This window comes from Bacillus sp. P4_E1 (genome assembly GCF_056401715.1).
The window spans coordinates 1-26,693 of the sequence record NZ_JBFUIV010000002.1 but is presented as its reverse complement, the minus strand read 5'-3'; the positions used below and the strand labels follow the sequence as shown (position 1 = coordinate 26,693).

The window sequence follows — 26,693 nt, the reverse complement described above, 5'->3', positions numbered from 1 at the left end:
CTTGCTTAATTTATTTTTATTGTTCACTAACATGAACTTTTACTGTTGCTGTTACTTGCGGATGCAATTTCACATTGACGTTTGTATAACCTAATGCACGGATTGCATCATCCATTTCAAATTTACGTTTATCAAGTTTAATCTTGTGTGACTTTTGCATTACATCTACAATTTGTTTACTCGTGATAGAACCAAATAAGCGGCCACCTTCTCCAGATTTCGCCTTTACTTCTACAGTTAATTTCTCTAATGTTTCTTTCAGCTCTTTTGCATTCTCAACTTCTGCTGCTGCATCTTTTTCCTCTTTGCGCTTTTGAGCATCTAAAGTTTTCATACTGCTGTTTGTCGCTTCGGCAGCTAACCCCTGTTTTAGTAAGAAATTATTTGCATAACCGTCTGGTACGTTTTTTATTTCTCCTTTTTTACCTTTACCTTTTACGTCTTTTAGAAAAATTACTTTCATGATTGTGTGCCTCCCTGTAAATAGTCATCAATAACAAATCGAAGCTTCTCCTCCGCTTCATCTACTGTAACATTTTTCATTTGTGTGGCTGCATTTGTTAAGTGCCCGCCACCTCCTAAATTCTCCATAATTAGCTGTACATTCAATTCACCTAAAGATCTACCACTAATTCCAATGAAATTTTCTCCACGTTTTGCAATAACAAACGATGCAATGATACCTGTCATTGTCAATAATGTGTCTGCTGATTGTGCAATAAGTACTTGGTCATAATATTCATCACCATCAACTTTAGCAATCGCAATTCCATTTTTATAAATGTACGCATTTTTAATGGCTTTTGCAACTCGTAAATACTGACCCATATCTTCTTTTAAAAGCTCTTGTACAAGTACAGTGTCTGCGCCATGCGAGCGTAAATAAGAAGCGGCATCAAATGTACGAGCGCCTGTACGGAATGTAAAACTTTTTGTATCAACAATAATACCAGCTAACAATGCCGTTGCTTCTAACATTGTCATCTTTAAATTTTTCGGTTGATACTCAAGTAATTCTGTAACAAGCTCTGCCGTTGAAGAAGCGTATGGCTCCATATAAACAAGTAATGGATCTTCAATGAAATCTTCCCCGCGGCGATGATGGTCAATAACTACTACATTTTCAATCTTGTGTAACAGTTTTTCCTCCATCACCATTGAAGGTTTATGCGTGTCAACAACAACAAGTAATGAATCATCATTTGCAAATTCCATCGCTTGCCCTGGTGTAATAAAATGTGACCATAACTCTTCATTTTGTTTCACTTTATCCATCAAACGTTTGATTCCTTTATCAGAATCATTTTCATCTAATACAATATATCCTTTGCGCTCATTTAATTGAGCTACCTTTAAAATACCAATCGCTGCACCAATCGCATCCATATCAGGAGCTCTATGCCCCATTATAATGACATTACTGCTTTCTAATACTAAATCCTTTAATGCATGCGAAATAACCCTAGCACGTACACGAGTACGCTTTTCAACCGGATTCGTCTTACCACCGTAAAACTTAACTTTACCCGTTGCTTGTTTAATAGCTACTTGGTCTCCTCCTCGTCCTAATGCAAGGTCTAAACCAGATTGGGCCATCGCTCCAAGCTCTGATAAAGGTAAATCACCTGAGCCAACACCAACACTTAATGTAAGTGGTATATTCCTTTTTGATGTTTCTTCACGCACTTGATCCAAAATACTAAATTTCCCTTTCTCCATTTGCGCTAAAATACTTTCATTTAGTACAACGAAGAATCTTTCTGAAGATGCACGTTTCAAATATGCACCATACTTAACAGCCCATTCATTTAGACGTGACGTCACAAGACTTGTTATATTCGTACGTAATTGGTCATCTAATCCTTGTGTAACTTCATCATAGTTATCTAAATAAATAACAGCTAAAACAGTGCGTTGATCTTCATACATCTTTTCAATTTCTGTTTGTTCCGTTACATCAAAGAAATAAATTAGTTTTTCTTCTTTCCTTACAAAAACACGAAACTTACGATTATTTAAAGAAACTATATCGTCAGAAGTTTCCCCCTTAATAAAAAGGAGTAATGTTTCTGATACATCGTAAAGGTGCCAACCAGCTAATGCATGCTGCCCCAAACATGATGATAAATAAGGATTCGCCCAATCAATCCCATAATCCTTATTGTATAACAAAATACCAATTGGCATTTGGTTAAATGCTTCATTACTCACTTTCTTTACCCTTGTAATCATATCTGTCGTATGTTTTTCAAAATTCCTTTGAAAAGTAAGTTCGAATCGTATAACGAAAAAAAGTACAATACAAAAGATAAAAAAGGCTGATATCCCCATAATTAAATGAAAGTAACAGAGGAGTGAAATTAGCACGAATACAAAAAATGCCAATACGTAAACAGGATATAAAAACCACTGTTTCTTATAAAATTCAGGCATGTATACAACTCCTATAAAGTAAAACTAACTCACTTTCCAGTTAGTTAAACAAATTAAAATAGTGTAAGGAATATTATTTTATTCCCCTATTTTAGAACGCAATGAAATCCCTAAATCAATTATACCTAAGATTGTTACAAGAGGAAACATCATCGGAATAAACATGCAGACAATAAAACTAATAATAGGAACACCTTTAGTAAATCCTTTTCTATGTGCCAAAAAGGCGATAAATGTCAAACCTTGCAGTACGAGCAATAGTGCAAAGATTACATATAGGTTAGAAAATACCATATGTAAATATGATGTTGGTTCTACCTTTATAAAAGTTGCTAACAAAATAAATATGACGTAATACCAAATAATACTCTTTGGCAATTGTATGTCTTTAAATTTAGGCCACGGTATAACGTCATGCTTTAGTTTTCTCAAAACACTACCTGATATCATAACTGTAATCCAAGAAAAACATACAGAAACCATTACAAGCAAACTTGGGAATAACGTTTGTAACACATCATTAAATTGTGCAAATAATTCTTTTTGCTCTTTACTAATAGGCATACCTGCAGCAGTAACTATCTTTTCACTTTGCGCCATACTTTCATTAAACATATTTTGCATTTGCTTCATTAAATCTATGTTAAAAAACTTTATACTCGCAATATAAATGAGCATAATACCAATTAAGTACGCAAGCGTCCCCGCCATTAAAGTTTCTACCGGCTTTTTTCGTTTTTTATACATATATCCTAAAACGATACCTATCAATCCAAACATAGTTGTCTTTACTAGGTTCATCGGCTGACTGACAATAACAGTAATAAAAAGCGCCGCAGTAAAAACTATAAAGGCGCTAGATAATCTATATCTTATCGTTAGCAATATAAATGGCAATGGCAACGCAAACGTTACAACTGTACCTAAAATTGGAACATACATAGATATAAGCAATAACATTGCATATATCGCTAACAGTGCTGCACCCTCAGTAATAAATTTCGTATTCTTCATCATCTAACCTCTCTTTCAAAAAAAGAAAAGCATAGCAAAATGCACAGTAGAGTCCGACTCTACTGTGCATTTCATACGCTATTATTCACCAACATATGGTAAAAGTGCCATTTGACGAGCACGTTTAATTGCAACTGTAAGTTTGCGTTGGTATTTCGCGCTTGTTCCTGTTACACGACGAGGTAAAATTTTACCGCGCTCAGAAACGAAACGTTTTAATAAATCAACATCTTTATAGTCAATGCGAGTGATGCCGTTAGATGTGAAGAAACACACCTTACGACGCTTCGCACGTCCACCTTTGCGTCCTGCCATGTCTATTCCCTCCATTCTTTGTTAAAAATAGCCGATTCACACCATTAAAATGGTAAATCGTCGTCCGAAATGTCAATCGGTTGACCAACATTCGAAAATGGATCGTCATTCTTCGTAAATCCAGAGTTACCTTGATTACCTTGGTTACCTGAATTACTAGATTGACCAAATGGGTTAGAGCTTTGGTTACCGAAACCAGCTCCTGATGGTTGCTGATTGAATGAACCACGTTGCTCCCCACCGCCATTACGCGGCTCTAAAAATTGTACGCTCTCCGCAAGAACTTCTGTTACATATACACGTTTACCATCTTGTCCATCGTAATTACGAGTTTGAAGACGTCCGTCTACGCCTGCTAAGCTACCTTTTTTCAAATAATTTGCCACGTTTTCTGCTTGTTTACGCCATATTACACAATTAATAAAGTCAGCTTCACGCTCACCTTGTTGATTCGCAAATGCGCGATTCACAGCTAACGTAAAAGTAGCTACTGCAACACCATTGGGCGTGTAACGTAAGTCAGGGTCCTTAGTTAAACGACCAACGAGGATAACACGATTCATCAATCGAACCACTCTCCCTTATATATCAATTATTTTTCTTCTTCTTTAACAACGATATGACGAAGGATATCTTCGTTGATCTTAGCTAAACGGTCGAATTCGTTAATCGCCTCTGAGTTAGAGTTCACGTTTAAGATCATGTAGAAACCTTCACGTAAGTCGTTGATTTCGTAAGCTAAACGACGCTTACCCCACTCTTTCGTGTTAATGATTTCTGCACCATTGTTTGTTAAAACACCTGCAAAACGTTCAACTAAAGCTTTTTGAGCTTCTTCTTCAACGCCAGGACGAATGATGTACATAATTTCGTACTTTCTCATTACACTTTCACCTCCTTTTGGTCTAAACGGCCCATAATGGGCAAGGAGCAATTAATTTATAGTAATTACTCACGAGTTTAGATTATATCATAGTAAGTTATATGAATCAACTCACCAATACGTAAAAAACTTGGCAAACACATAATATATTTGCCAAGCTCATATCTTTATTTTTCCTAGGAAATATTAAATTAAACGTTGAAGCGGAAGTGCATAACATCTCCGTCTTTTACGATATACTCTTTTCCTTCTAAACGTACTTTTCCAGCTTCTTTTGCAGCTGTCATAGAACCGTTTGTCATTAAATCATCATAAGAAACTGTTTCTGCGCGAATAAATCCACGCTCAAAGTCTGTATGAATTACGCCAGCACATTGTGGTGCCTTCATACCTTGTTTAAACGTCCATGCACGTACTTCTTGCACACCAGCTGTGAAGTAAGTAGCAAGTCCTAATAAATCATATGCAGCACGAATTAATTGATCTAAACCAGATTCTTCAATGCCTAGTTCTTCAAGGAATACTTTTTTCTCTTCCTCGTCTAGCTCAGCGATTTCTTCTTCGATTTTTGCACATACAACGATTACTTGAGAATTTTCATTTGCTGCAAATTCTTTTACCATTTGTACATATTTATTGTCAGAAGGATCCATAATATCATCTTCACTTACGTTTGCTACATATAGCATTTCTTTCGTTGTAAGTAAATGAAGGCCTTTAACAATCTTCATTTGCTCTTCTGTAAATTCAACAGTACGAGCTGGTTTTCCCTCTTCAAAAGCTTCTTTTAAACGAACTAAAATTTCATGCTCATATACAGCTTCTTTATCTTTTTGTCTTGCTAACTTCGCAACTCGTTCGATACGCTTATCAACAGATTCCAAATCCGCTAAGATTAGTTCTAAGTTAATTGTTTCAATGTCATCAATTGGATCTACTTTTCCTGAAACGTGCGTAATATTTTCATCTTCAAAACAACGAACAACTTGGCAAATTGCATCTACTTGACGAATGTGAGATAAGAATTTATTTCCTAACCCTTCACCTTTACTCGCACCTTTTACGATACCTGCAATATCAGTAAATTCAAATACAGTCGGAACAGTTTTTTTCGGTTCTACTAATTCCGTTAATTTATTTAAACGCTCATCTGGTACTTCTACAATCCCTACGTTTGGATCGATTGTACAGAATGGATAGTTCGCAGATTCTGCTCCTGCTTGTGTAATTGCATTAAATAAAGTGGACTTACCTACGTTAGGTAATCCAACAATCCCAGCCGTTAATCCCATATTTTTCACTCCTATGTCTCAATCTTTCATCATTATAGATAGTAACGAAAAAAATGACAAGTTTCCACCAAATGAAAAAAAGCAACGGCTGTCTACTGCAGCCGTTGCTTTTTCACTATTCTTCGTGCTTCACAAGTATTTTTTTTACCTTGCGATCAAACTCTCTTCGAGGAATCATTACCGAATGGTCACACCCCTCGCACTTAACGCGGATATCCATTCCCATACGAATAATCTTCCAGCGATTTTCACCACATGGATGGGCTTTCTTCATTTCCACAACATCGTACAAGTTATATTGCTTTTGCTCCATTCTCTAAATCCCTCCCACTATTAAATTGCTTTTTCACTAACTAATTCTTCGCGACTATATAAAACCATACGTGGGTATGGAATTTCAATCCCATGTAAATCAAGACGATTTTTAATCTCTTTGCGAAGAGCCCTCGCAATAACTGCATGCTGCATCGGCTCAACTTCAGCAATAACACGTAATACAACTTCAGACGCTGCCAATGTTTGAACACCTAGCAATTGAGGTGTTGTTACCATTTTCTCATATTTTCCTGGTAATTCTACTAATAAATCTTCAATAACTTGCTCCGCTCGTACTATATCACTTTCATAAGAAATAGATACATCAACAAATGCTACACTATTACTAACGGAAAAGTTCGTTACTTGTACAATGCTACCATTTGGTATTATATGAATTTCACCTGTCCAGCTTTTCATCTTCGTTGTACGTAGTCCAATTTCCAAAACAGTTCCTTCAAATTGCCCTATTCTTACATAATCACCTACTGAAAATTGATCCTCTAACAAAATAAATAATCCTGTAATAACATCTTTAACTAAACTTTGTGCACCAAAACCGACTGCTAAACCAATTACCCCAGCACCGGCTAATAGACCTGATGCATTAATATCAAACACACCTAAAATCGCAATTAACATAATGAACATAACAACGTATGCCACAATATTTTCAAGCAACTTCGCTACCGTAACTGTACGACGTTCTGAAATTTGAATCGGCGAACGGCTTCCCATACGAAACGCATTTCGTACAATTGCCCTTGCAACTCGCACAACGATTGCACCAAGTATTAAAATAACGATTATTTTTAGTGACTTCACACCTATATTCGTCCAATCAATGGACTCAAACCATTTCAACGCTAAATCCATGTCCCTCTACCTCTCTAGCTAAAATTTCTTTTTAGTTATCCTTATTATTGTATCAGAACTCTCTCTGATTTCTGAAAAAAATTTATGACTTTAATTCCATTTGTTAACTTCCATTCAGGTATAAAATGAAACGAATATATATATACTAGTACTATTATTTCCATTTTCATTCACAGTTTGTAGAAAGTATGCACTTATAATTTTCCATTTCACACACCATATAACATATTGTGAAAATTTATTAAAAGGATGGGTGCTTCATGAATATTAGAAGTTTTCGCTTACCTTTTTTTGAAAAAGAAACTCAAAATGTTATGCATCATGACTTAGAAGCCTCTGAGACAATCAGTAATTTCTTACTTTCCCATATTCCCATTAAGACTAATATGCCACTCATTCTCGTTTGTATCGGAACAGACCGTTCCACCGGTGATGCACTTGGTCCATTAGTTGGTACTAAACTAGAACAAATTGAAATCAAAAACCTTCAAGTATTCGGCACACTAGACGAACCAATACATGCACTAAATCTAGAGGAAAAAATTCAGAATATACAGAAAGAAAACCCTACTTCATTTATTATTGCTGTTGATGCATGTTTAGGAAAATCTCAAAGTATCGGTTCTATAACTACCGGAAAGGGTCCCAGTAAACCTGGAGCTGCGATGAATAAGAAATTACCTGAAATTGGTGATTTGCATATTCATGGCATCGTAAATTTAAATGGTTTCATGGAGTTTTTCGTACTTCAAAATACAAGACTAAGTTTAGTTATGAAGATGGCCGATGTAATTGCACAAAGTATAAAAGAAACCGATCAAAAATTATCTGCATTAAAAAAAGCAAACCATCTATAAACAATAAGATGGTTTGCTTTTTAATTTCCCTTTGATAATAATTCTAAAATTCGATTTAAATCTTCTTTATTAAAAAATTCGATTTCGATTTTACCTTTTTCTTTTTTCGTTTCTTTAATTTTTACATCCGTACCAAACTTTTCTCTTAAAAACGTTTCACGCTCTACAAAAAATATATTTCTTTCTTTTTTCACTTGTTGTGTTTCACGTGAAACACGTTGATTAATTTCCTGGACAATTTGTTCCAATTGGCGAACATTCAGTCCTTCTTTTTCAATTCGCTTCAATAAAGATTTCAACTGTTCTTCATCTTTTATTGTAAGTAAAGTTCTTCCATGAGCCATTGAAAGTTGACCGTTTGCAATCATATCTTGAACGAATGAAGGGAGGCTTAACAAACGAGTATAATTTGCGATATAAGGCCTGCTTTTACCAAGACGTTTTGCTAATTGTTCTTGTGTTACATTTAGCTCGTTCATTAACATCTGATATGCCATTGCCTCTTCCATAGGATTTAAATCTTCTCGTTGTAAGTTTTCAAGCAAAGCAAATTCCATCATTTGCTGCTCATTTAATTGCCTTACGACAGCAGGCACTTTCTCAAGTCCGGCCTCTTTAGCAGCACGATATCTTCTTTCACCTGCAACTATTTCATATCCTTTAATACTCTTTCGAGCAATTAAAGGTTGCAATATACCGTGCTCTTTAATAGAAGCCGCTAATTCCTGAATCGCTTCTTTATTGAAATATTTACGTGGTTGATATGGATTCGGCCTTAATTCAGTTACTATAATCTCCTGAATTGTTTCTTCTTCTTTCACATCTAAATCTGGAAAAAACACGTTGATTCCTCTTCCTAATCCCTTAGCCACCTGCAATCACTTCCTCTGCTAAATCTAAATATACTTCTGCTCCTCTTGATTTAGCGTCATACTGCATAATTGGTTTTCCATGACTTGGTGCCTCACTTAAGCGAACATTACGAGGAATAATCGAACGATATACTTTATCTCTAAAGTATTTTTTCACTTCATCTATAACTTGAATTCCTAAATTTGTACGAGCATCCAACATCGTTAACAATACACCTTGAATTGCTAAATTTTTATTTAAATGCTTTTGCACAAGTCGAACTGTATTTAATAGCTGACTTAACCCTTCCAGCGCGTAATATTCACACTGTACAGGAATAATAACAGAATCTGCTGCTGTTAATGCATTAATCGTTAATAACCCTAAGGATGGGGGACAGTCAATAATAATATACTCATATTCATCACGAATTGGCTGTAACGCTCTTTGCAAGCGTACTTCCCGGGAAATGGTTGGTACCAATTCAATTTCAGCACCAGCCAATTGAATTGTAGCGGGTAGAACATCTAAGTTTTCAGTTGCGGTTTTCCGTATGGCACCTTGAACATCTGCATCTTCTACAAGAACATTATAAATACATTGATCTAATTCAGACTTTTCAATCCCTACACCAGTCGTTGCATTTCCTTGAGCATCAATATCTACGAGAAGGACTTTTTTTCCTACTTGTGCCAATCCAGCCCCTAAATTAACGGATGTTGTTGTTTTTCCAACACCGCCTTTTTGATTAGCAATAGCAATGATTTTTCCCATGATGTCACCTACTTTCAACCTTTCTTTCTTATTCTAGAAACAATTACGTTTATTGTAACATGAAATAAAAGTTTTTCTTTTATGTCCTTATTAAACTTCAAAATTTATTTCTAAACTCCTTCTTGCTTTAACAAGAAAATATAGTAAAAGAGACCTCTCCAATAGGATAAGGTCTCTAGCACGTAATTATTTTTTCTTCGGAATTTTAATCGTAATTTGATAGTATTCATCAAACTCTTCTTCCGCAGAATTAACATTCAAACCACTATTAGCAACCATTTGTAATGATTGTCTAATCGTGTTCATAGCAATTCTCGCATCTCGACTTACTGCTTTTTGCTTCGCTTTGCGCTTTGGTTTTACTTCTTCTAATAACTTTGCAATTCGTTCTTCTGTTTGCTTTACATTCAATTGCTTCTCCACAATCTCTTGTAAAACCTTCAGTTGTAATTCCTCATTCTTCAAAGGAATAAGGGCGCGAGCATGCCGTTCTGTAATACTTTTTTCTAATAATGCACTTTTGATTTCTTCAGGCAATTTTAATAATCGCAATTTATTTGCGACTGTCGATTGTCCTTTTCCAAGTCGTTGTGCCAATGCTTCTTGTGTTAAATTATGTAACTCAATCAGCTTTTGATATGCCACAGCTTCCTCAATTGCTGTTAATTCCTCACGTTGCAAATTTTCAATTAACGCTACAGAAGCTGTCTCAGTATCATTTAAATTCTTTATTATTGCAGGAACTTTTTCCCACCCTAACTTTGTTGCTGCGCGGAAACGCCTTTCCCCGGCAATAATCTCGTACTTATCATCCTCATACTGTCTCACAACAATCGGCTGGATAAGCCCATGTGTACGAATCGTTAATGCTAGCTCCTCAATACGTGCATCGTCAAAAACTGTTCGTGGTTGATAACGGTTAGGGGTAATGTTTACTATCGGAATTTCCTGTATTTCTTCATATACCTTTTTAGCTATTTCTTCATGGCTTTCGTCTTGTAATTCGAATTCGCTCTCTTTATCTCCAAAGCCAAATAAACGAGAAAACGTATTTTTCATACATATTCCACCACCTTTTAGGCCTATTGACTGTTCTACATAAAATGTTTCCTATGAAACATTTACGTTTTCATTTATATAATTTAATCTTACGTCTAATAAGATTTATTTTTCAATAGGTAATTTATTGGGCGTTCCCGGTTTGCGTGGATATTTCTTTGGTGTCTTGCGCTTTTTCTCGATTAATAAAATATTACGCTCGCTTTCTTCAAACGGTAATTGGAACGTAGACATTTCTTTCAATTCTCCGCCAAGTACCTCTAAAGCATATTTGCCATTTTCGATTTCTTCGTTCGCCGCTGCACCTTTCATTGCAATGAATGTTCCCCCTACTTTTACAAGTGGTAAACATAGCTCACTTAATACAGAAAGACGTGCAACTGCACGTGCCATTACAATATCGTATGCTTCACGTACACCTTCTTTTTTTCCAAATGTTTCAGCACGATCATGACAAAATGCAACATCACTTAATTCTAACTTTTGCGCTAAGTGATTTAAGAAATTAATACGTTTTTGTAATGAATCTACAATTGTTACTTTTAAGTGCGGGAAACAGATTTTTAAAGGGATACTTGGGAATCCAGCTCCTGCTCCAACATCACAAATAGAAAATGGTTTCGAAAAATCATAATAAAAAGCCGCTGTAACAGAATCAAAAAAGTGTTTTAAGTATACTTCTTCTTTCTCCGTAATAGCCGTTAAGTTCATTTTTTCATTCCACTCTACTAATGTTTCAAAATAGATTCCGAACTGCTCTAACTGTCTAGAAGAGAGGGAAATACCCTTCTCTTCTAGCATAGATTGAAATTGTTCTATGTTCATCTAGCAATATCTCCTTACTATGTTATTGGTTCGATACTCGTGCAATTTTTCCTTGTTCAATGTAAATAAGCAAAATTGAAACATCAGCTGGATTTACACCAGAAATACGTGAAGCTTGCCCCATTGAAAGCGGACGAACATCTTTCAATTTCTGTCTTGCTTCTGAGGCAAGGCTAGAAATCGCATCATAATCAATATCCACAGGAATTTTTTTGTTTTCCATTTTCTTCATACGTTCTACTTGCTGTAAAGATTTCTCGATATATCCTTCGTACTTGGTCTGAATTTCAACTTGTTCCGTAATTTCATCACTTAATGCTACTTCACTTGGTACTAAAAGATGAATATGCTCATATGTCACCTCTGGACGACGTAATAAGTCACTTGCACGTATTCCATCTTTCAATTCACTTCCGCCAATACTACGAATTAATTCTTGAACTTCAGGACGCGGTTTAATAAAAATACTCTCTAACCGTTCCTTCTCCTGTTCAATTTGTAACTTTTTATTTGTAAATCGCTCATAGCGATCTTCTTTAATTAAGCCAATTTCACGACCAACTTCAGTTAAACGAAGGTCAGCATTATCATGGCGTAATAATAGGCGATATTCTGCACGAGACGTTAATAAACGATATGGTTCATTTGTACCTTTCGTTACAAGGTCATCAATTAAGACACCAATATAAGCATCAGCACGACCTAAAATAACTTCTTTTTTACCTAAAGAACGACACGCTGCATTAATCCCAGCCATAAGCCCTTGTCCTGCTGCTTCTTCGTAACCAGAAGTTCCGTTAATTTGTCCTGCTGTATATAAATTTTTAATTTTTTTCGTTTCAAGTGTTGGCCATAGTTGAGTTGGTACGATCGCATCATATTCAATTGCATAACCCGTACGCATCATTTCAACATTTTCCAGGCCAGGAATTGTTCTAAGCATTGCACGCTGTACATCTTCTGGTAAGCTCGTCGATAAGCCTTGTACATATACTTCTTGTGTATTACGTCCTTCTGGCTCTAAGAAAATTTGATGACGTGGTTTATCATTAAATCTTACTACCTTGTCTTCAATTGAAGGGCAATATCTAGGCCCTGTTCCTTTAATCATACCAGAATACATAGCTGAGCGATGTAAGTTTTCATCTATTAAACGATGTGTTTCTGTACTTGTATACGTTAACCAACATGGAATTTGATCCATAATAAATTTTGTCGTTTCAAAAGAGAAAGCACGTGGCTTATCATCACCTGGTTGAATTTCTGTTTTACTATAATCAATCGTATTACTGTTTACACGCGGAGGTGTACCTGTTTTAAATCTAACAAGATCAAAACCAAGTTCCTCTAAGTGTTCAGATAATGTAATAGATGGTTGCTGATTATTTGGACCACTTGAATATTTTAAATCTCCCATAATAATCTCACCACGTAAAAATGTTCCCGTTGTAATTACAACTGTTTTCGCTGTATATTCAGCACCAGCTTGCGTAATTACCCCTTTACATAAACCATCTTCAATAATTAAACGCTCTACCAGACCTTGAAACAACGTTAAGTTTGGTGTTTCTTCAATTGTTTTCTTTAATTCATGCTGGTAAGAGAATTTATCAGCTTGTGCACGAAGCGCGCGTACAGCTGGTCCTTTACCCGTATTTAACATACGCATTTGAATATGTGTTTTATCAATATTGCGTCCCATTTCTCCGCCTAATGCATCAATTTCACGAACAACAATCCCTTTTGCTGGTCCACCAACAGAAGGGTTACATGGCATGAACGCTACCATATCTAAGTTAATTGTTAACATTAATGTTTTTGAGCCCATTCGTGCTGCCGCAAGACCAGCTTCACATCCTGCATGACCTGCACCGATTACTATGACATCATATAAACCGGCATTGTATCCCATTGTTTATTCCTCCTAATAACCTCTATCTTACTAAATCATCTCTGATTAAAGTTTTACTTTATTTTCCTAAACAAAATTGAGAGAACAATTGGTCAATTAAGCTTTCATGGACAGTATCACCAGTAATTTCACCAAGTATTTCCCACGCTCTTGTTAAATCAATTTGAACCATATCAATCGGAACACCATTTTCTATCGCTTCAATTGCATCGTTAATTGTTCTTCCTGCTTGTGTTAATAATCCGATATGTCTCGCATTAGACACGTATGTCATATCCGCAGAATCAATTGTTCCTTCAAAGAATAAATCAGCTATTGCCTTTTCAAGCTCATCTATTCCTTGCTCCTCAATTAAAGATGTTGTAATAACACGATTGCCTACCGCTAAATCTGTAACACGTTCCATATCAATTTCTTGCGGTAAATCTGTCTTATTTACAATAACAATGAAATCTTTTCCTTGTACGGCACGGAATAGATCCTCATCTTCATTTGTTAAAGCCTCGCTATAATTCACTACAATTAACACTAAGTCTGCTTGGCTCATCATTTCCTTCGAACGCTCTACACCAATTCGTTCAACAATATCTTCCGTTTCACGAATTCCGGCTGTATCTATAAGTTTAAGTGGTACACCACGCACATTAACGTACTCTTCAATAACATCACGAGTTGTTCCTGCAATATCAGTTACAATTGCCTTTTTCTCCTGAACAAGACTATTTAATAGCGATGATTTCCCAACGTTAGGTCTACCGATAATCGCGGTAGAAATGCCTTCACGTAAAATCTTTCCTTGCTTCGATGTTTCTAATATCTTTGCAATTTCAGCACGGACATGTGTAGCTTTCTCAATTAGAATATTATGCGTCATCTCTTCTACATCATCATATTCTGGGTAATCTATATTCACTTCAATATGAGCTAATGTTTCTAATATTTCTTGACGCAGATGGCCGATTAATTTAGATAATCGTCCTTCCATTTGGTTAATCGCTACATTCATAGCACGATCTGTTTTCGCACGGATTAAGTCCATAACAGCTTCTGCTTGTGACAAATCAATACGTCCATTTAAAAAAGCACGTTTTGTAAATTCACCAGGCTCTGCCAGTCGTACTCCTTGCGCTAAAATAAGCTGTAATACTTTATTTACCGAAACAAGTCCACCATGACAGTTAATTTCTACTATATTTTCACGCGTAAAAGTCCTTGGTGCACGCATAATGGACACCATAACTTCTTCAATAACTTGATTTGTATCTAAATCGACAATATGACCATAATGAATTGTATGAGAAGAAACCTGTGTTAAATCCTTCCCTTTAAAAATACGATCGACTTTCTCAATCGCATCATCCCCACTTACTCGAACAATGGCAATTGCACCTTCCCCAAGTGCTGTGGAAATTGCGGCAATTGTATCAAATTCCATGTCCTTTCACCTCACTTGCTTATTTATCTCTATTTCAACATGAATTTTTTCCGTCACTAAATTATTAGGATACCATAACGAACCTATCTACAAAAGAATAATAACTCATTTTATTATGTCCTTATGTAAAAAACACTAAACTTATTCACAGTGGATAAGTTTAGTGTTTTTTAGTTATCCACATTTATTTTCTCCTCAAAAAAACCGGCACTCAATTGAGTAACCGGTCACTTGGAAGATATTACAACATACCGATGTGGTTCTTTTCCTTCAGAAGTTGTAATGATATTTTGATGATTAGATAATGCTTGGTGAATAATTTTTCGTTCGAAAGAAGGCATTGGTTCTAGAACAACTCTTTTTTTCGTACTCACTACTTGTTTTGCTAATCGATAGGAAAGAGATTCTAACGTATTTTTTCTTTTACTACGATAGTTTTCAGCATCCAGTGTAATACCAATATATTGCTTTGTATTACGGTTCGCAACAAGCTTTGTTAAATACTGTAAAGAATTCAACGTATTCCCTCTTTTACCAATTAAAACACCAATATTTTCACCAGAAATTGTAAATTCAACTTCGCGTCCTTTTACAATTTTTCTAATCTCAACTTCCACACCCATATTTTGAATAACATTTTTTAAATATTCTTCACATTCTTGGATTGGATCTTTTTTCAATACAACTTCTACAACAGCGGGGCGATTCCCAAATAAACCTAGGAACCCCCTCTTACCCTCATCGATAATATTTATATCTACTCGATCTTTCGAAGCATTTAATTGTCTTAAAGCATCTTGTACTGCCAGCTCGACTGTTTGTCCTTTAGCAGTAATCATACTCACTTGCTTGATCCTCCTGCCTTACTAGCCTTAATGTCAGGCCCTTTGATCATATACATTTGAGCGATACCAAAGATATTACCAACTACCCAGTACAATGATAGTGCTGCTGGGAAGTTAATTGCAAAGACTAAAATCATAATTGGCATAAGCCAAATCATCATTGCCATTTGCGGATTTTGTCCAGCCGTTCCTGCCATTGCAAGCTTTTGCTGAATAAACGTCGTAATAGCTGCAACAATTGGAAGGATATAGAACGGATCCGCCTGTCCTAAATCGAACCATAAAAATGTATGTTCACTAATTGCTGTTGTTCTCATAATCGCATGATAAAACGCGAATAAAATAGGCATCTGAACAAATATTGGTAAACATCCTGCTAATGGGTTTACACCATTCTTTTGATATAACTGCATCATTTCTTGTTGTAGTTTTTGCTGTGTTGCTTGATCTTTAGAACTATATTTCTCTTTTAATTTCACCATTTCTGGTTGTAACGCCTGCATTGCTTTCGTACTCTTCGTTTGTTTAATCATTAATGGTAATAATGCAAAACGAATGATAAGAGTTGTAACAACGATTGCTAAACCGTAATTACTACCAAATAATTCTGCAAAATACGTGATTAACTGAGAAAGCGGGTATACGAAATATTCATTCCAAATCCCAGTGCTTTTCGGTGTAATCGGCTGATTTGTTTCACTACAACCGGTAGCGATTGCCATTAACATAATAACCATGGCTAATAAACCTATTTTCTTTTTCAAAGCCTGCTCCTCCTTGTTTCGGTATGTATATAGTGTAATTCATTTCCTTACGCTACTTTTTTATTCTTTTCATACCAGAGCGTTTAAAGACATGAATTAAGCTTTTCTTTAACTCTTCATATGTCATCTCTGCACAAGGCTTCCTTGCTATTATAACAAAATCTTTTCCAGAATCTATCTCATCTTTTAATTCTATAATCGATTGGCGAATCATACGCTTAATTCGATTACGCACTACTGCATTTCCTATTTTCTTACTAACAGAAAGACCAATGCGAAAATGCGGCTGTTTTTCTTTATCTAATTTGTATACAACAAACTGGCGATTGGCATTTGATTGTCCTTTTTGGAAAACAGCCTGGAATTCATCATTCTTTTTTATACGATTTTTTTTCTTCATATCATTTGACACTCCTGTATTTCATCAGCGGAAACTCATTATTATTAGAAAAAAAGACCACTGAACGTTCAGTGGTCTACGCAGATAATACTTTTCTTCCTTTACGACGACGAGCTGCAAGCACTCTACGTCCGTTTGCTGTGCTCATACGGCTGCGGAAACCATGTACTTTGCTGCGCTTACGTTTATTTGGTTGGTAAGTTCTTTTCATTATATGACACCTCCCTGAGGAATATCTGTTAAAGACAGTCTAATAAATTATAGTAAATCAAATAGGAAAATGTCAATGGTTCTCGAAATTTTCATCAAATATTCATTTTCAACCTATTCACATACTTTTTCACAGTCCCTATATTTCCTTGTGGATAAATATTTTTTCTCTTTTTTATATCCACAAACTCTTTTTTTACTTTTACACAGTATATCGTGTTGTGGACAAGTTTATTCCACAAGGTATTGATTTTGTGGATAACTTTCTTAAATTCATTGCTATAGCTGCTTTTTTTTGATATTATAGTTGTGTTTTCACTTTGAATAAGTTTTCCACACCTTTATTTTATCCACAATTTGTGCATAACATGTGGATAGTTTAAATCACATGTGAGTAAATAGTTGTCCACATGTGTTATTTTGTCGAAAACTCTATCTCGGATACTAACGACGTTTTTATATTTTAAAATACGTTTCGTATAAATATGCATTAGAAATATTTACAGGTTGTACAATTGTTGCGCAACCTTATTCTTTTACCATCTTTGTAAAGGAGGGACACCTTTGGAAAATATCTCTGATTTATGGAATAGTGCCTTAAAAGAATTAGAAAAAAAGGTAAGCAAGCCAAGTTATGAAACATGGTTAAAATCAACAACTGCTCATAACTTAAAAAAAGATGTATTAACTATTACAGCTCCAAATGAATTCGCTCGTGACTGGCTAGAATCTCATTATTCGGAACTAATCTCCGAAACACTTTATGATTTAACAGGGGCAAAACTAGCTATTCGTTTTATCATTCCCCAAAGTCAGGCAGAAGAGGATATAGATCTCCCTTCTGTTAAGCAAAAACACGCCCATGATGAGTCTAATCACTTACCACAGAGTATGTTAAACCCAAAATATACATTTGATACATTTGTTATTGGCTCTGGTAATCGTTTTGCACATGCTGCTTCTTTAGCTGTAGCTGAAGCACCAGCTAAAGCCTATAATCCGCTCTTTATTTACGGGGGCGTTGGACTTGGAAAAACACATTTAATGCACGCAATTGGGCATTATGTAATTGAACACAACCCAAATGCAAAAGTTGTATATTTATCATCTGAAAAATTTACAAATGAATTTATTAATTCAATTCGTGATAATAAAGCTGTCGATTTTCGTAATAAATATCGTAATGTAGATGTCTTATTGATAGATGATATTCAATTTCTTGCTGGAAAAGAACAAACACAGGAAGAGTTTTTCCATACATTTAATGCGTTACATGAAGAAAGTAAACAAATTGTGATTTCAAGCGATAGACCACCAAAAGAAATCCCAACTTTAGAAGATCGCCTTCGTTCTCGCTTTGAATGGGGGTTAATTACGGACATTACGCCACCAGATTTAGAAACTAGAATCGCAATTTTACGTAAAAAAGCAAAAGCAGAAGGTCTTGATATACCAAATGAAGTTATGCTTTATATCGCAAATCAAATCGATTCAAATATTCGTGAACTAGAGGGTGCACTTATTCGAGTTGTAGCTTATTCATCTTTAATTAATAAAGATATGAATGCTGATTTAGCGGCTGAAGCGCTTAAAAATATTATTCCAAACTCTATACCTAGAATTATTTCTATTTCTGATATTCAAAAGGCTGTTGGGGGCGTCTATCAAGTAAAATTAGAAGATTTCAAAGCAAAAAAACGGACCAAATCCGTTGCATTTCCTCGCCAAATTGCGATGTATTTATCACGTGAACTTACGGACTCATCTTTGCCAAAAATAGGTGAAGAATTTGGTGGCCGCGATCATACAACAGTAATCCATGCTCACGAAAAAATTTCGAAGCTATTAAAAACGGATACTCAATTACAAAAACACGTTGAAGAAGTTAAGGATATTTTAAAATAGTAGTAGCTGAATAGTGTGAATAACTTAGCTTATTTTACGCACAGTCTATCCACATGTAGATAGACTGTTTTTACATCTTTAAACAGGGTTATCCACATATCCACAAGCCCTATTACTATTACTACTACTTTTTTATCTTTATTAAATAAATAAAATCTTATACTTACCGGAGGTTTTTCGTTATGCGTTTTACAATACAAAAAGACTATCTTGTAAGAAGTGTACAAGATGTAATGAAGGCAGTTTCTTCTCGTACAACAATTCCAATTCTTACAGGGATTAAAGTTGTAGCAACTGAAGAAGGAGTTACTTTAACAGGTAGTGATGCAGACATCTCTATCGAATCATTTATCCCAGTCGAAGATGCTGGAAAAGAAATTGTGGAAATTGAACAATCAGGAAGTATTATTTTACAAGCAAAATATTTTAGTGAGATCGTAAAAAAATTACCTAAAGAAACTGTCGAAATTTCTGTGGAAAATCATTTTATGACAAAAATAAAATCTGGAAAATCAGAGTTCAACTTAAATGGTTTAGATGCTGCTGAATATCCGTTATTACCACAAATCGAAGAACATCATGTATTTAAGGTTCCAACAGATTTACTAAAGCACATGATTCGTCAAACAGTATTTGCAGTTTCAAGTTCTGAAACAAGACCGATCTTGACAGGTGTAAACTGGAAGGTATATAACAGCGAGCTAACTTGTATTGCAACAGATAGTCACAGACTAGCACTTCGTAAAGCAAAAATCGAAGGGTATAATATTGCCGATGAATTTCAAGCGAATGTCGTTATTCCTGGTAAGAGCTTAAGTGAATTAAGTAAAATTCTAGATGAATCTGAAGAAATGGTAGATATCGTTATTACGGAGTATCAAGTATTATTCCGTACAAAACATTTATTATTCTTCTCAAGATTATTAGAAGGAAATTATCCAGATACAACGCGTTTAATTCCAGCTGAAAGTAAAACTGATATATTTGTAAATACAAAAGAATTTTTACAAGCGATTGATCGTGCGTCGTTGTTAGCAAGAGATGGTCGTAACAACGTTGTTAAATTATCGACATTAGAACAACAGATGTTAGAGATTTCTTCGAATGCACCAGAAATCGGAAAAGTAGTAGAAGAGGTTCAATGTGAAAATGTAGATGGAGAAGAATTAAAAATATCTTTTAGTGCAAAATATATGATGGACGCATTAAAGGCTTTAGACAGTACAGAAATTAAAGTTAGTTTTACTGGAGCGATGAGACCGTTTTTAATTCGCACAGTAAATGATGATTCCATTATCCAATTAATTTTACCAGTCCGTACTTACTAAGTAAGGATTAAGGGTTGCTAGTGTAAAGGTACTAGTGACCCTTATTTGATTTGTGGGGTATTACTTTCCTAATGCTAGTTTATTTAGTACAATGAAAGAATGAACACTTTCAGAAAGTGAGCGATTTTATGAAACTTATTAAGATTTCAACAGAATACATTACACTAGGACAATTTTTAAAGTTAGCTGATGTAATTGATACAGGTGGCGCTGTGAAATGGTTCTTACAAGAATATGAAGTATACGTGAATCAAGAACTTGAAAATAGAAGAGGCCGAAAGTTATATGCAAATGATATTGTTGAAATTCCGGGAAGCGGAACTTTCCAAGTTCAGGCATAAAGGGGGATCCCTTTGTTTATTACAGAAATACAATTAAAAAACTATCGCAATTATGAGCATTTAGAGCTTTCCTTTGAGGATAAAGTCAATGTAATTATTGGTGAAAATGCGCAAGGGAAAACGAATCTGATGGAAGCTATTTATGTATTGGCGATGGCGAAATCTCATAGAACTTCGAACGATCGTGAACTCATTCGTTGGGATGAGGATTATGGTAATATAAAAGGTAGATTACAAAGGCGAAATAGTTCAGTATCCTTAGAATTAAACATTTCAAAAAAAGGTAAAAAGGCAAAGTTAAATCAGTTAGAACAACAAAAATTGAGCCAGTATATTGGTGAAATGAATGTTGTTATGTTTGCCCCAGAAGATTTAAATCTTGTAAAAGGAAGCCCTCAAGTACGAAGACGCTTTTTGGATATGGAACTTGGACAAATAGCTCCGGTCTATTTGTATGAATTAAGTCAATATCAAAAGGTACTCACGCAACGAAATCATTTACTTAAGAAGATGCAAGGGAATAGTAAAAATGAGGAAACGATGTTGGATGTATTTACACTTCAACTTATTGAGCATGGTGCAAAAATTTTGCGAAAACGTTTTGAGTTTTTGCATTTACTACAAGAATGGGCTGCTCCAATTCATCGCGGAATTAGCAGGGGATTAGAGGAGTTAGAAATCGTTTATAAACCAAGTGTAGATGTATCAGAATCAATGGATTTGTCGAAAATAAAAGAAGTATACTATGAAAGTTTTCAATCTGTGAAACAACGTGAAATTTTTCGGGGTACAACTTTACTTGGTCCTCATCGTGATGATTTACAATTCTTCGTTAATAGTAAAAATGTTCAAGTCTTTGGTTCACAAGGACAACAACGAACAACCGCACTATCCCTAAAATTGGCTGAAATTGAATTGATATACTCAGAGGTTAAGGAATATCCAATTCTTTTACTAGATGATGTGTTATCAGAATTAGATGATTATCGTCAATCGCATCTGCTAAATACAATTCAAGGAAAAGTACAAACCTTTGTGACAACGACGAGTGTCGAGGGAATTGAACACGAAACATTGAAAGAAGCGAAAACAATTCATGTAACGAACGGCACGGTAGATTGTGAAATAGACAGAAAATAATTTCTGTTTAAATGGAAAAGTAGGTGATCTTTGTGTCAATGGAACAAAAGCAAATGCAGGAAAATGCATATGATGAAAGTCAGATTCAGGTGTTAGAAGGACTGGAGGCAGTTCGAAAGCGTCCTGGTATGTATATCGGTTCTACAAGTGGAAAAGGTCTTCATCACCTCGTGTGGGAAATTGTTGATAACAGTATTGATGAAGCTTTAGCAGGATATTGTGATGAAATTAATGTCAGTATTGAAGAAGATAATAGTATTGTTGTAACAGATGATGGTCGTGGTATCCCTGTTGGTATACAAGAAAAAATGGGACGTCCCGCTGTAGAAGTTATTATGACGGTACTCCATGCCGGTGGTAAATTTGGCGGTGGTGGTTATAAAGTTTCTGGTGGTTTGCATGGTGTAGGTGCATCTGTTGTAAATGCTTTATCAACAGAATTAGAGGTATTTGTACATCGAGATGGAAAAATACACTATCAAAAATATGAACGTGGGGTCCCGGCTGCAGATTTAAAAGTAATAGGTGAAACTGATCGTACAGGAACGATCACACGCTTTAAGCCAGATTCAGAAATTTTTACAGAGACGACAGAATACGAATTTGATACATTAGCGACTCGTATGCGTGAGTTGGCGTTTTTAAATCGTAATATTAAATTAACAATTGAAGATAAGCGTGAACATAAGCAAAAGAAAGAATTCCATTATGAAGGTGGAATTAAATCATATGTTGAACATTTAAATCGTTCAAAACAACCGATTCATGAAGAACCTGTATATGTTGACGGTTCAAAAGATGGGATTCAGGTTGAGGTTGCTCTTCAATATAACGAAGGCTATACAAATCATATTTATTCATTTACAAATAATATTCATACGTATGAAGGCGGTACACATGAGGTAGGTTTTAAGACTGCTCTAACACGTGTAATTAACGATTATGGTCGTAAAAATAATATTTTAAAAGATGCGGATAGTAATTTAACTGGTGAAGATGTTCGTGAAGGCTTAACAGCAATCGTGTCAATTAAGCATCCAAATCCACAATTTGAAGGACAAACAAAGACGAAACTTGGAAATAGTGAAGCGAGAACGATTACAGAGTCTGTATTCTCAGAGGCGTTTGAAAAGTTCTTACTAGAAAATCCCAATGTTGCACGTAAAATTATAGATAAAGGGACTATGGCAGCACGTGCACGTGTAGCGGCTAAAAAGGCTCGTGAACTAACGCGCCGAAAGAGTGCTCTAGAAGTTTCAAGTTTACCAGGGAAGCTAGCTGATTGTTCTTCTAAAGATCCAGCAATTAGCGAAATTTACATCGTGGAGGGTGACTCTGCGGGCGGATCTGCAAAACAAGGACGCGATCGTCATTTTCAAGCGATTTTACCACTGAAGGGTAAAATTATTAACGTTGAAAAGGCACGTTTAGATAAGATTTTATCAAATGATGAAGTTCGTACAATTATTACAGCAATTGGTACAAATATTGGTGGGGATTTTGCTATTGAAAAAGCTCGCTATCATAAAGTTATTATTATGACAGATGCCGATGTTGATGGTGCACATATTCGTACCCTATTATTAACGTTCTTCTATCGTTATATGCGTCAAATCATTGAGTGTGGATATATATATATCGCACAGCCACCGTTGTTTAAAGTCCAACAAGGTAAAAAAATTCAATATGCTTATAACAATAAAGAACTTGAAAAAATACTAGCTGAATTACCAGCTCAACCTAAGCCTGGGATTCAGCGTTATAAAGGTCTAGGGGAAATGAATCCAACTCAGCTGTGGGAGACGACAATGGACCCAGAAGTACGTTCGTTACTTCAAGTTTCCCTTCAAGATGCAATTGAAGCGGATGAAACATTTGAAATTTTGATGGGTGATAAAGTAGAGCCGCGTCGTAACTTTATCCAAGAAAATGCAAAATACGTGAAAAACCTTGATATTTAAGTGAGTAATGACAGGAATCTAAGTATTCCTGTCTTCTACATATAAATCAATGTATGTGTAACGGAAATGTAAGAGGAGGTGCTCGTTGATGTCAGACAATCAACAACAAGCACGAATTCGAGAAATTAATATTAGTCATGAAATGCGTACCTCATTTTTAGATTACGCAATGAGTGTTATCGTGTCTCGTGCATTACCAGATGTTCGTGATGGATTAAAACCAGTTCATCGTAGGGTTTTATATGCGATGAATGATTTAGGAATTACAGCTGATAAAGCATATAAGAAGTCGGCGCGTATTGTCGGCGAAGTAATTGGTAAGTATCACCCGCACGGTGATTCAGCTGTTTATGAAACAATGGTACGTATGGCACAAGATTTTAGTCAACGTTACATGCTTGTTGATGGACATGGTAATTTCGGTTCTGTTGATGGAGATTCAGCGGCAGCAATGCGTTATACAGAAGCAAGAATGTCTAAGATTTCTATGGAATTAATACGCGATATTACAAAGAATACAATTGATTATCAAGATAACTACGATGGTTCTGAAAGAGAGCCAGTTGTATTACCAGCGCGTTTCCCTAACTTATTAGTCAATGGTACGACGGGTATTGCGGTTGGTATGGCAACAAACATTCCACCGCATCAACTTGGAGAAGTAATTGATGGTGTGTTGGCATTAAGTCATAACCCTGATATCACTATCGCGGAATTAATGGAATATATTCCTGGACCAGACTTCCCAACTTCAGGTTTAATCTTAGGGCGAAGTGGAATTCGAAGAGCTTACGAAACAGGTCGCGGTTCTATTATACTTCGTGCTAAAGTTGAAATTGAAGAGAGAGCAAATGGTAAACAAACTATTATCGTAACAGAACTACCTTATCAAGTTAATAAGGCGCGATTAATTGAAAAGATCGCAGAATTAGTTCGTGATAAGAAAATTGAAGGTATTACAGATTTACGTGATGAATCAGATCGAAATGGTATGCGTATTGTTATGGAAGTACGTCGTGATGCCAATGCCAATGTACTATTAAATAATCTATATAAACATACAGCACTCCAAACAAGTTTCGGTATTAATATGTTGTCTCTTGTAAATGGAGAGCCACAAGTCTTAAATTTAAAACAAAATCTATATTATTATTTAGAGCATCAAAAGGTAGTGATTCGTAGACGTACTGCTTATGAATTAGAGAAAGCAGAAGCGCGTGCTCATATTTTAGAAGGCTTACGAATTGCTTTAGATCATCTTGATGAAGTTATTACTTTAATCCGTAGTTCAAAAACAGCTGATATTGCAAAACAAGGTTTGATGGAACGTTTCGGCTTAAGTGAGAAACAAGCGCAAGCGATTTTAGATATGCGTTTGCAACGTTTAACTGGATTAGAACGCGAAAAAATCGAACAAGAATATCAAGATTTAATGAAGATAATTGCAGAGTTAAAAGCAATTTTAGCAGACGAAGAAAAAGTTCTTGAAATTATTCGCGAGGAATTAGCTGAAGTAAAAGAGCGTTTTAATGATAAGAGAAGAACAGAAATTACAATTGGCGGTATGGAAGCTATAGAGGATGAAGATTTAATCCCAGAACAAAATATCGCAATTACACTTACTCATAATGGTTATATTAAGAGGTTACCGGCTTCTACGTACAAAACACAGAACCGTGGGGGACGTGGTGTACAAGGAATGGGTACGAATGATGATGACTTTGTCGAACATTTATTAACAACGTCTACTCATGATCATATTTTATTCTTCACAAACAAGGGTAAAGTATACCGTACAAAAGGATATGAAATTCCAGAGTATAGTCGTACAGCAAAGGGTATACCGATTATTAATCTATTAGGGGTAGATAAGGGTGAGTGGATCAACGCTATTATTCCAATTCGTGAATTTGGTGACGACCAGTTCTTATTCTTTACAACGAAACAAGGTATCTCTAAGAGAACACCACTTTCATCATTTGCCAATATACGTACAAATGGTTTAATTGCAATTTCTCTTCGTGAAGAGGATGAATTAATCTCTGTACGCTTAACATCTGGTGATAAGGATATTATCGTTGGGACAAGTAACGGTATGTTAATTCGTTTCAATGAGCAAGATGTGCGTTCAATGGGACGTAATGCGGCTGGTGTAAAAGCAATTACATTAGGTGATGAAGATCAAGTTGTAGGTATGGAAATTGTCGAAGAGGATGTAAATGTTCTAATTGTAACGAAAAATGGTTATGGAAAGCGTACACCGATTGATGAATACCGTCTGCAAAGTCGTGGTGGTAAAGGTCTGAAGACTTGTAATATTACAGATAAAAACGGTAAGTTAGTAGCGGTTAAGTCTGTAACAGGTGAAGAAGACATTATGTTAATTACAGCAGCAGGCGTTATTATTCGTATGCCGGTTGATCAAATTTCTCAAATGGGACGTAATACACAAGGTGTTCGTCTAATTCGATTAGAAGATGAGCAAGAGGTAGCGACAGTAGCAAAAGCGCAAAAAGATGAAGAAGAAGAATCTAATGAAGAGGATTCGTCTGAAGAGTAAGAGTGGGGATTTCTCCCCCTCTTATTTTTTTATAATAATACTTGCATAGCAATAGGAAAGTGTATATAATAGGAAAAGTCAGCAAATGAGAGATACAAGTTATCGAAAAAAACTTGTTGACGAAAATAATATACTATGATATATTATGAAAGTCGCTGAAACGCGGCATTGAACTTTGAAAACTAAACGAAACAAACAACGTGAAACGTCAATTTTTATTTTTAGATGCTAGACAAACTAACTTTATTGGAGAGTTTGATCCTGGCTCAGGATGAACGCTGGCGGCGTGCCTAATACATGCAAGTCGAGCGAATGGATTAAGAGCTTGCTCTTATGAAGTTAGCGGCGGACGGGTGAGTAACACGTGGGTAACCTACCCATAAGACTGGGATAACTC

Annotated in this window: 26 protein-coding genes and 1 rRNA gene; 8 read left to right on the top strand and 19 right to left on the bottom strand. The window is 35.6% G+C overall.

The features are described 5' to 3' along the window. Nucleotides 1-16: 16 nt before the first annotated feature. From rplI to AC1DS7_RS02305, 9 genes are all read right to left on the bottom strand, one after another. Nucleotides 17-463, bottom strand: coding sequence for a 50S ribosomal protein L9 (gene rplI, locus AC1DS7_RS02345; RefSeq protein WP_002130186.1), 447 nt, complete (start codon nucleotides 461-463; stop codon nucleotides 17-19). Beyond that, the gene (locus tag AC1DS7_RS02340; RefSeq protein ID WP_002016460.1) at nucleotides 460-2,433 is read right to left on the bottom strand and encodes a DHH family phosphoesterase; all 1,974 of its coding nucleotides are present in this window, start codon (nucleotides 2,431-2,433) and stop codon (nucleotides 460-462) included. The genes rplI and AC1DS7_RS02340 overlap by 4 nt, the downstream gene beginning before the upstream one ends. 78 nt (nucleotides 2,434-2,511) lie before the next feature. Then, nucleotides 2,512-3,447 (bottom strand): YybS family protein, encoded by a 936-nt coding sequence (locus AC1DS7_RS02335; RefSeq protein WP_016102347.1) that lies wholly within the window; start codon nucleotides 3,445-3,447, stop codon nucleotides 2,512-2,514. Between the two features lie 81 nt (nucleotides 3,448-3,528). Continuing rightward, entirely contained in the window at nucleotides 3,529-3,762 is a 234-nt protein-coding gene (gene rpsR, locus AC1DS7_RS02330; RefSeq protein ID WP_000918874.1) for a 30S ribosomal protein S18, read from the bottom strand. Nucleotides 3,763-3,806: 44 nt separating this feature from the next. Further along, entirely contained in the window at nucleotides 3,807-4,328 is a 522-nt protein-coding gene (gene ssb, locus AC1DS7_RS02325; protein WP_000981963.1) for a single-stranded DNA-binding protein, read from the bottom strand. A 26-nt stretch (nucleotides 4,329-4,354) separates the two neighbouring features. After that, nucleotides 4,355-4,645, bottom strand: coding sequence for a 30S ribosomal protein S6 (gene rpsF / locus AC1DS7_RS02320; protein ID WP_001233782.1), 291 nt, complete (start codon nucleotides 4,643-4,645; stop codon nucleotides 4,355-4,357). Between the two features lie 191 nt (nucleotides 4,646-4,836). Beyond that, on the bottom strand, nucleotides 4,837-5,937 hold the full coding sequence (gene ychF / locus AC1DS7_RS02315; protein WP_002089951.1) for a redox-regulated ATPase YchF: 1,101 nt from the start codon (nucleotides 5,935-5,937) through the stop codon (nucleotides 4,837-4,839). A gap of 115 nt (nucleotides 5,938-6,052) precedes the next feature. Then, entirely contained in the window at nucleotides 6,053-6,250 is a 198-nt protein-coding gene (locus tag AC1DS7_RS02310; RefSeq protein ID WP_000436054.1) for a DUF951 domain-containing protein, read from the bottom strand. A gap of 20 nt (nucleotides 6,251-6,270) precedes the next feature. Continuing rightward, complete coding sequence (locus AC1DS7_RS02305) at nucleotides 6,271-7,128, bottom strand: mechanosensitive ion channel family protein (protein WP_002016466.1); 858 nt, start codon at nucleotides 7,126-7,128, stop codon at nucleotides 6,271-6,273. 260 nt (nucleotides 7,129-7,388) lie between these two features. On the opposite strand from AC1DS7_RS02305, the gene yyaC reads away from it, so the two are divergent. Further along, the gene (yyaC, locus tag AC1DS7_RS02300; protein ID WP_002089953.1) at nucleotides 7,389-7,985 is read left to right on the top strand and encodes a spore protease YyaC; all 597 of its coding nucleotides are present in this window, start codon (nucleotides 7,389-7,391) and stop codon (nucleotides 7,983-7,985) included. 20 nt (nucleotides 7,986-8,005) lie between these two features. Here yyaC and spo0J read toward each other — a convergent pair whose 3' ends face one another. The 10 genes from spo0J to rpmH all read right to left on the bottom strand — a co-directional run bounded on the left by spo0J (nucleotide 8,006) and on the right by rpmH (nucleotide 17,062). Then, entirely contained in the window at nucleotides 8,006-8,857 is an 852-nt protein-coding gene (spo0J, locus tag AC1DS7_RS02295; protein ID WP_170935246.1) for a stage 0 sporulation protein Spo0J, read from the bottom strand. Beyond that, nucleotides 8,850-9,611: a sporulation initiation inhibitor protein Soj gene (gene soj / locus AC1DS7_RS02290; protein ID WP_002016469.1), complete on the bottom strand. Its 762-nt coding sequence runs from the start codon at nucleotides 9,609-9,611 to the stop codon at nucleotides 8,850-8,852. Before soj ends, spo0J begins: the two co-directional genes overlap by 8 nt. A gap of 186 nt (nucleotides 9,612-9,797) precedes the next feature. Further along, a complete protein-coding gene (gene noc / locus AC1DS7_RS02285) occupies nucleotides 9,798-10,670 on the bottom strand; it encodes a nucleoid occlusion protein (protein WP_002016471.1) in 873 nt (290 codons plus the stop codon). Nucleotides 10,671-10,775: 105 nt separating this feature from the next. Next, a complete protein-coding gene (rsmG, locus tag AC1DS7_RS02280) occupies nucleotides 10,776-11,495 on the bottom strand; it encodes a 16S rRNA (guanine(527)-N(7))-methyltransferase RsmG (protein ID WP_002016472.1) in 720 nt (239 codons plus the stop codon). Nucleotides 11,496-11,517: 22 nt separating this feature from the next. Beyond that, nucleotides 11,518-13,407, bottom strand: a complete 1,890-nt coding sequence (mnmG, locus tag AC1DS7_RS02275; protein WP_476998756.1) for a tRNA uridine-5-carboxymethylaminomethyl(34) synthesis enzyme MnmG — start codon at nucleotides 13,405-13,407, stop codon at nucleotides 11,518-11,520. A 58-nt stretch (nucleotides 13,408-13,465) separates the two neighbouring features. Beyond that, nucleotides 13,466-14,842 carry a tRNA uridine-5-carboxymethylaminomethyl(34) synthesis GTPase MnmE gene (mnmE, locus tag AC1DS7_RS02270; RefSeq protein ID WP_002034990.1) on the bottom strand — a complete coding sequence of 459 codons (1,377 nt, stop codon included), beginning with the start codon at nucleotides 14,840-14,842 and terminating at the stop codon, nucleotides 13,466-13,468. Nucleotides 14,843-15,069: 227 nt separating this feature from the next. Next, nucleotides 15,070-15,687 (bottom strand): RNA-binding cell elongation regulator Jag/EloR, encoded by a 618-nt coding sequence (jag, locus tag AC1DS7_RS02265; protein ID WP_002166368.1) that lies wholly within the window; start codon nucleotides 15,685-15,687, stop codon nucleotides 15,070-15,072. Continuing rightward, the gene (gene spoIIIJ, locus AC1DS7_RS02260) at nucleotides 15,684-16,451 is read right to left on the bottom strand and encodes a YidC family membrane integrase SpoIIIJ (protein WP_002016477.1); all 768 of its coding nucleotides are present in this window, start codon (nucleotides 16,449-16,451) and stop codon (nucleotides 15,684-15,686) included. The genes jag and spoIIIJ overlap by 4 nt, the downstream gene beginning before the upstream one ends. A gap of 52 nt (nucleotides 16,452-16,503) precedes the next feature. Beyond that, nucleotides 16,504-16,851: a ribonuclease P protein component gene (rnpA, locus tag AC1DS7_RS02255; RefSeq protein WP_002089963.1), complete on the bottom strand. Its 348-nt coding sequence runs from the start codon at nucleotides 16,849-16,851 to the stop codon at nucleotides 16,504-16,506. 76 nt (nucleotides 16,852-16,927) lie between these two features. After that, a complete protein-coding gene (rpmH, locus tag AC1DS7_RS02250; protein WP_002068706.1) occupies nucleotides 16,928-17,062 on the bottom strand; it encodes a 50S ribosomal protein L34 in 135 nt (44 codons plus the stop codon). Between the two features lie 563 nt (nucleotides 17,063-17,625). Here rpmH and dnaA point away from each other — a divergent pair. The 7 genes from dnaA to AC1DS7_RS02215 form a co-directional block, all read left to right on the top strand. Then, nucleotides 17,626-18,966: a chromosomal replication initiator protein DnaA gene (gene dnaA / locus AC1DS7_RS02245; RefSeq protein ID WP_002016481.1), complete on the top strand. Its 1,341-nt coding sequence runs from the start codon at nucleotides 17,626-17,628 to the stop codon at nucleotides 18,964-18,966. Between the two features lie 182 nt (nucleotides 18,967-19,148). Then, entirely contained in the window at nucleotides 19,149-20,294 is a 1,146-nt protein-coding gene (dnaN, locus tag AC1DS7_RS02240) for a DNA polymerase III subunit beta (RefSeq protein ID WP_476998755.1), read from the top strand. Between the two features lie 128 nt (nucleotides 20,295-20,422). Beyond that, nucleotides 20,423-20,635: a S4 domain-containing protein YaaA gene (yaaA, locus tag AC1DS7_RS02235; protein ID WP_002016484.1), complete on the top strand. Its 213-nt coding sequence runs from the start codon at nucleotides 20,423-20,425 to the stop codon at nucleotides 20,633-20,635. A 12-nt stretch (nucleotides 20,636-20,647) separates the two neighbouring features. Further along, nucleotides 20,648-21,775, top strand: coding sequence for a DNA replication/repair protein RecF (gene recF / locus AC1DS7_RS02230; RefSeq protein ID WP_002016486.1), 1,128 nt, complete (start codon nucleotides 20,648-20,650; stop codon nucleotides 21,773-21,775). A gap of 38 nt (nucleotides 21,776-21,813) precedes the next feature. Beyond that, on the top strand, nucleotides 21,814-23,736 hold the full coding sequence (gyrB, locus tag AC1DS7_RS02225) for a DNA topoisomerase (ATP-hydrolyzing) subunit B (protein ID WP_002034986.1): 1,923 nt from the start codon (nucleotides 21,814-21,816) through the stop codon (nucleotides 23,734-23,736). A gap of 88 nt (nucleotides 23,737-23,824) precedes the next feature. Further along, nucleotides 23,825-26,296, top strand: coding sequence for a DNA gyrase subunit A (gyrA, locus tag AC1DS7_RS02220; RefSeq protein WP_002034984.1), 2,472 nt, complete (start codon nucleotides 23,825-23,827; stop codon nucleotides 26,294-26,296). 243 nt (nucleotides 26,297-26,539) lie between these two features. After that, nucleotides 26,540-26,693, top strand: a 16S ribosomal RNA gene (locus AC1DS7_RS02215); the annotation flags it as partial.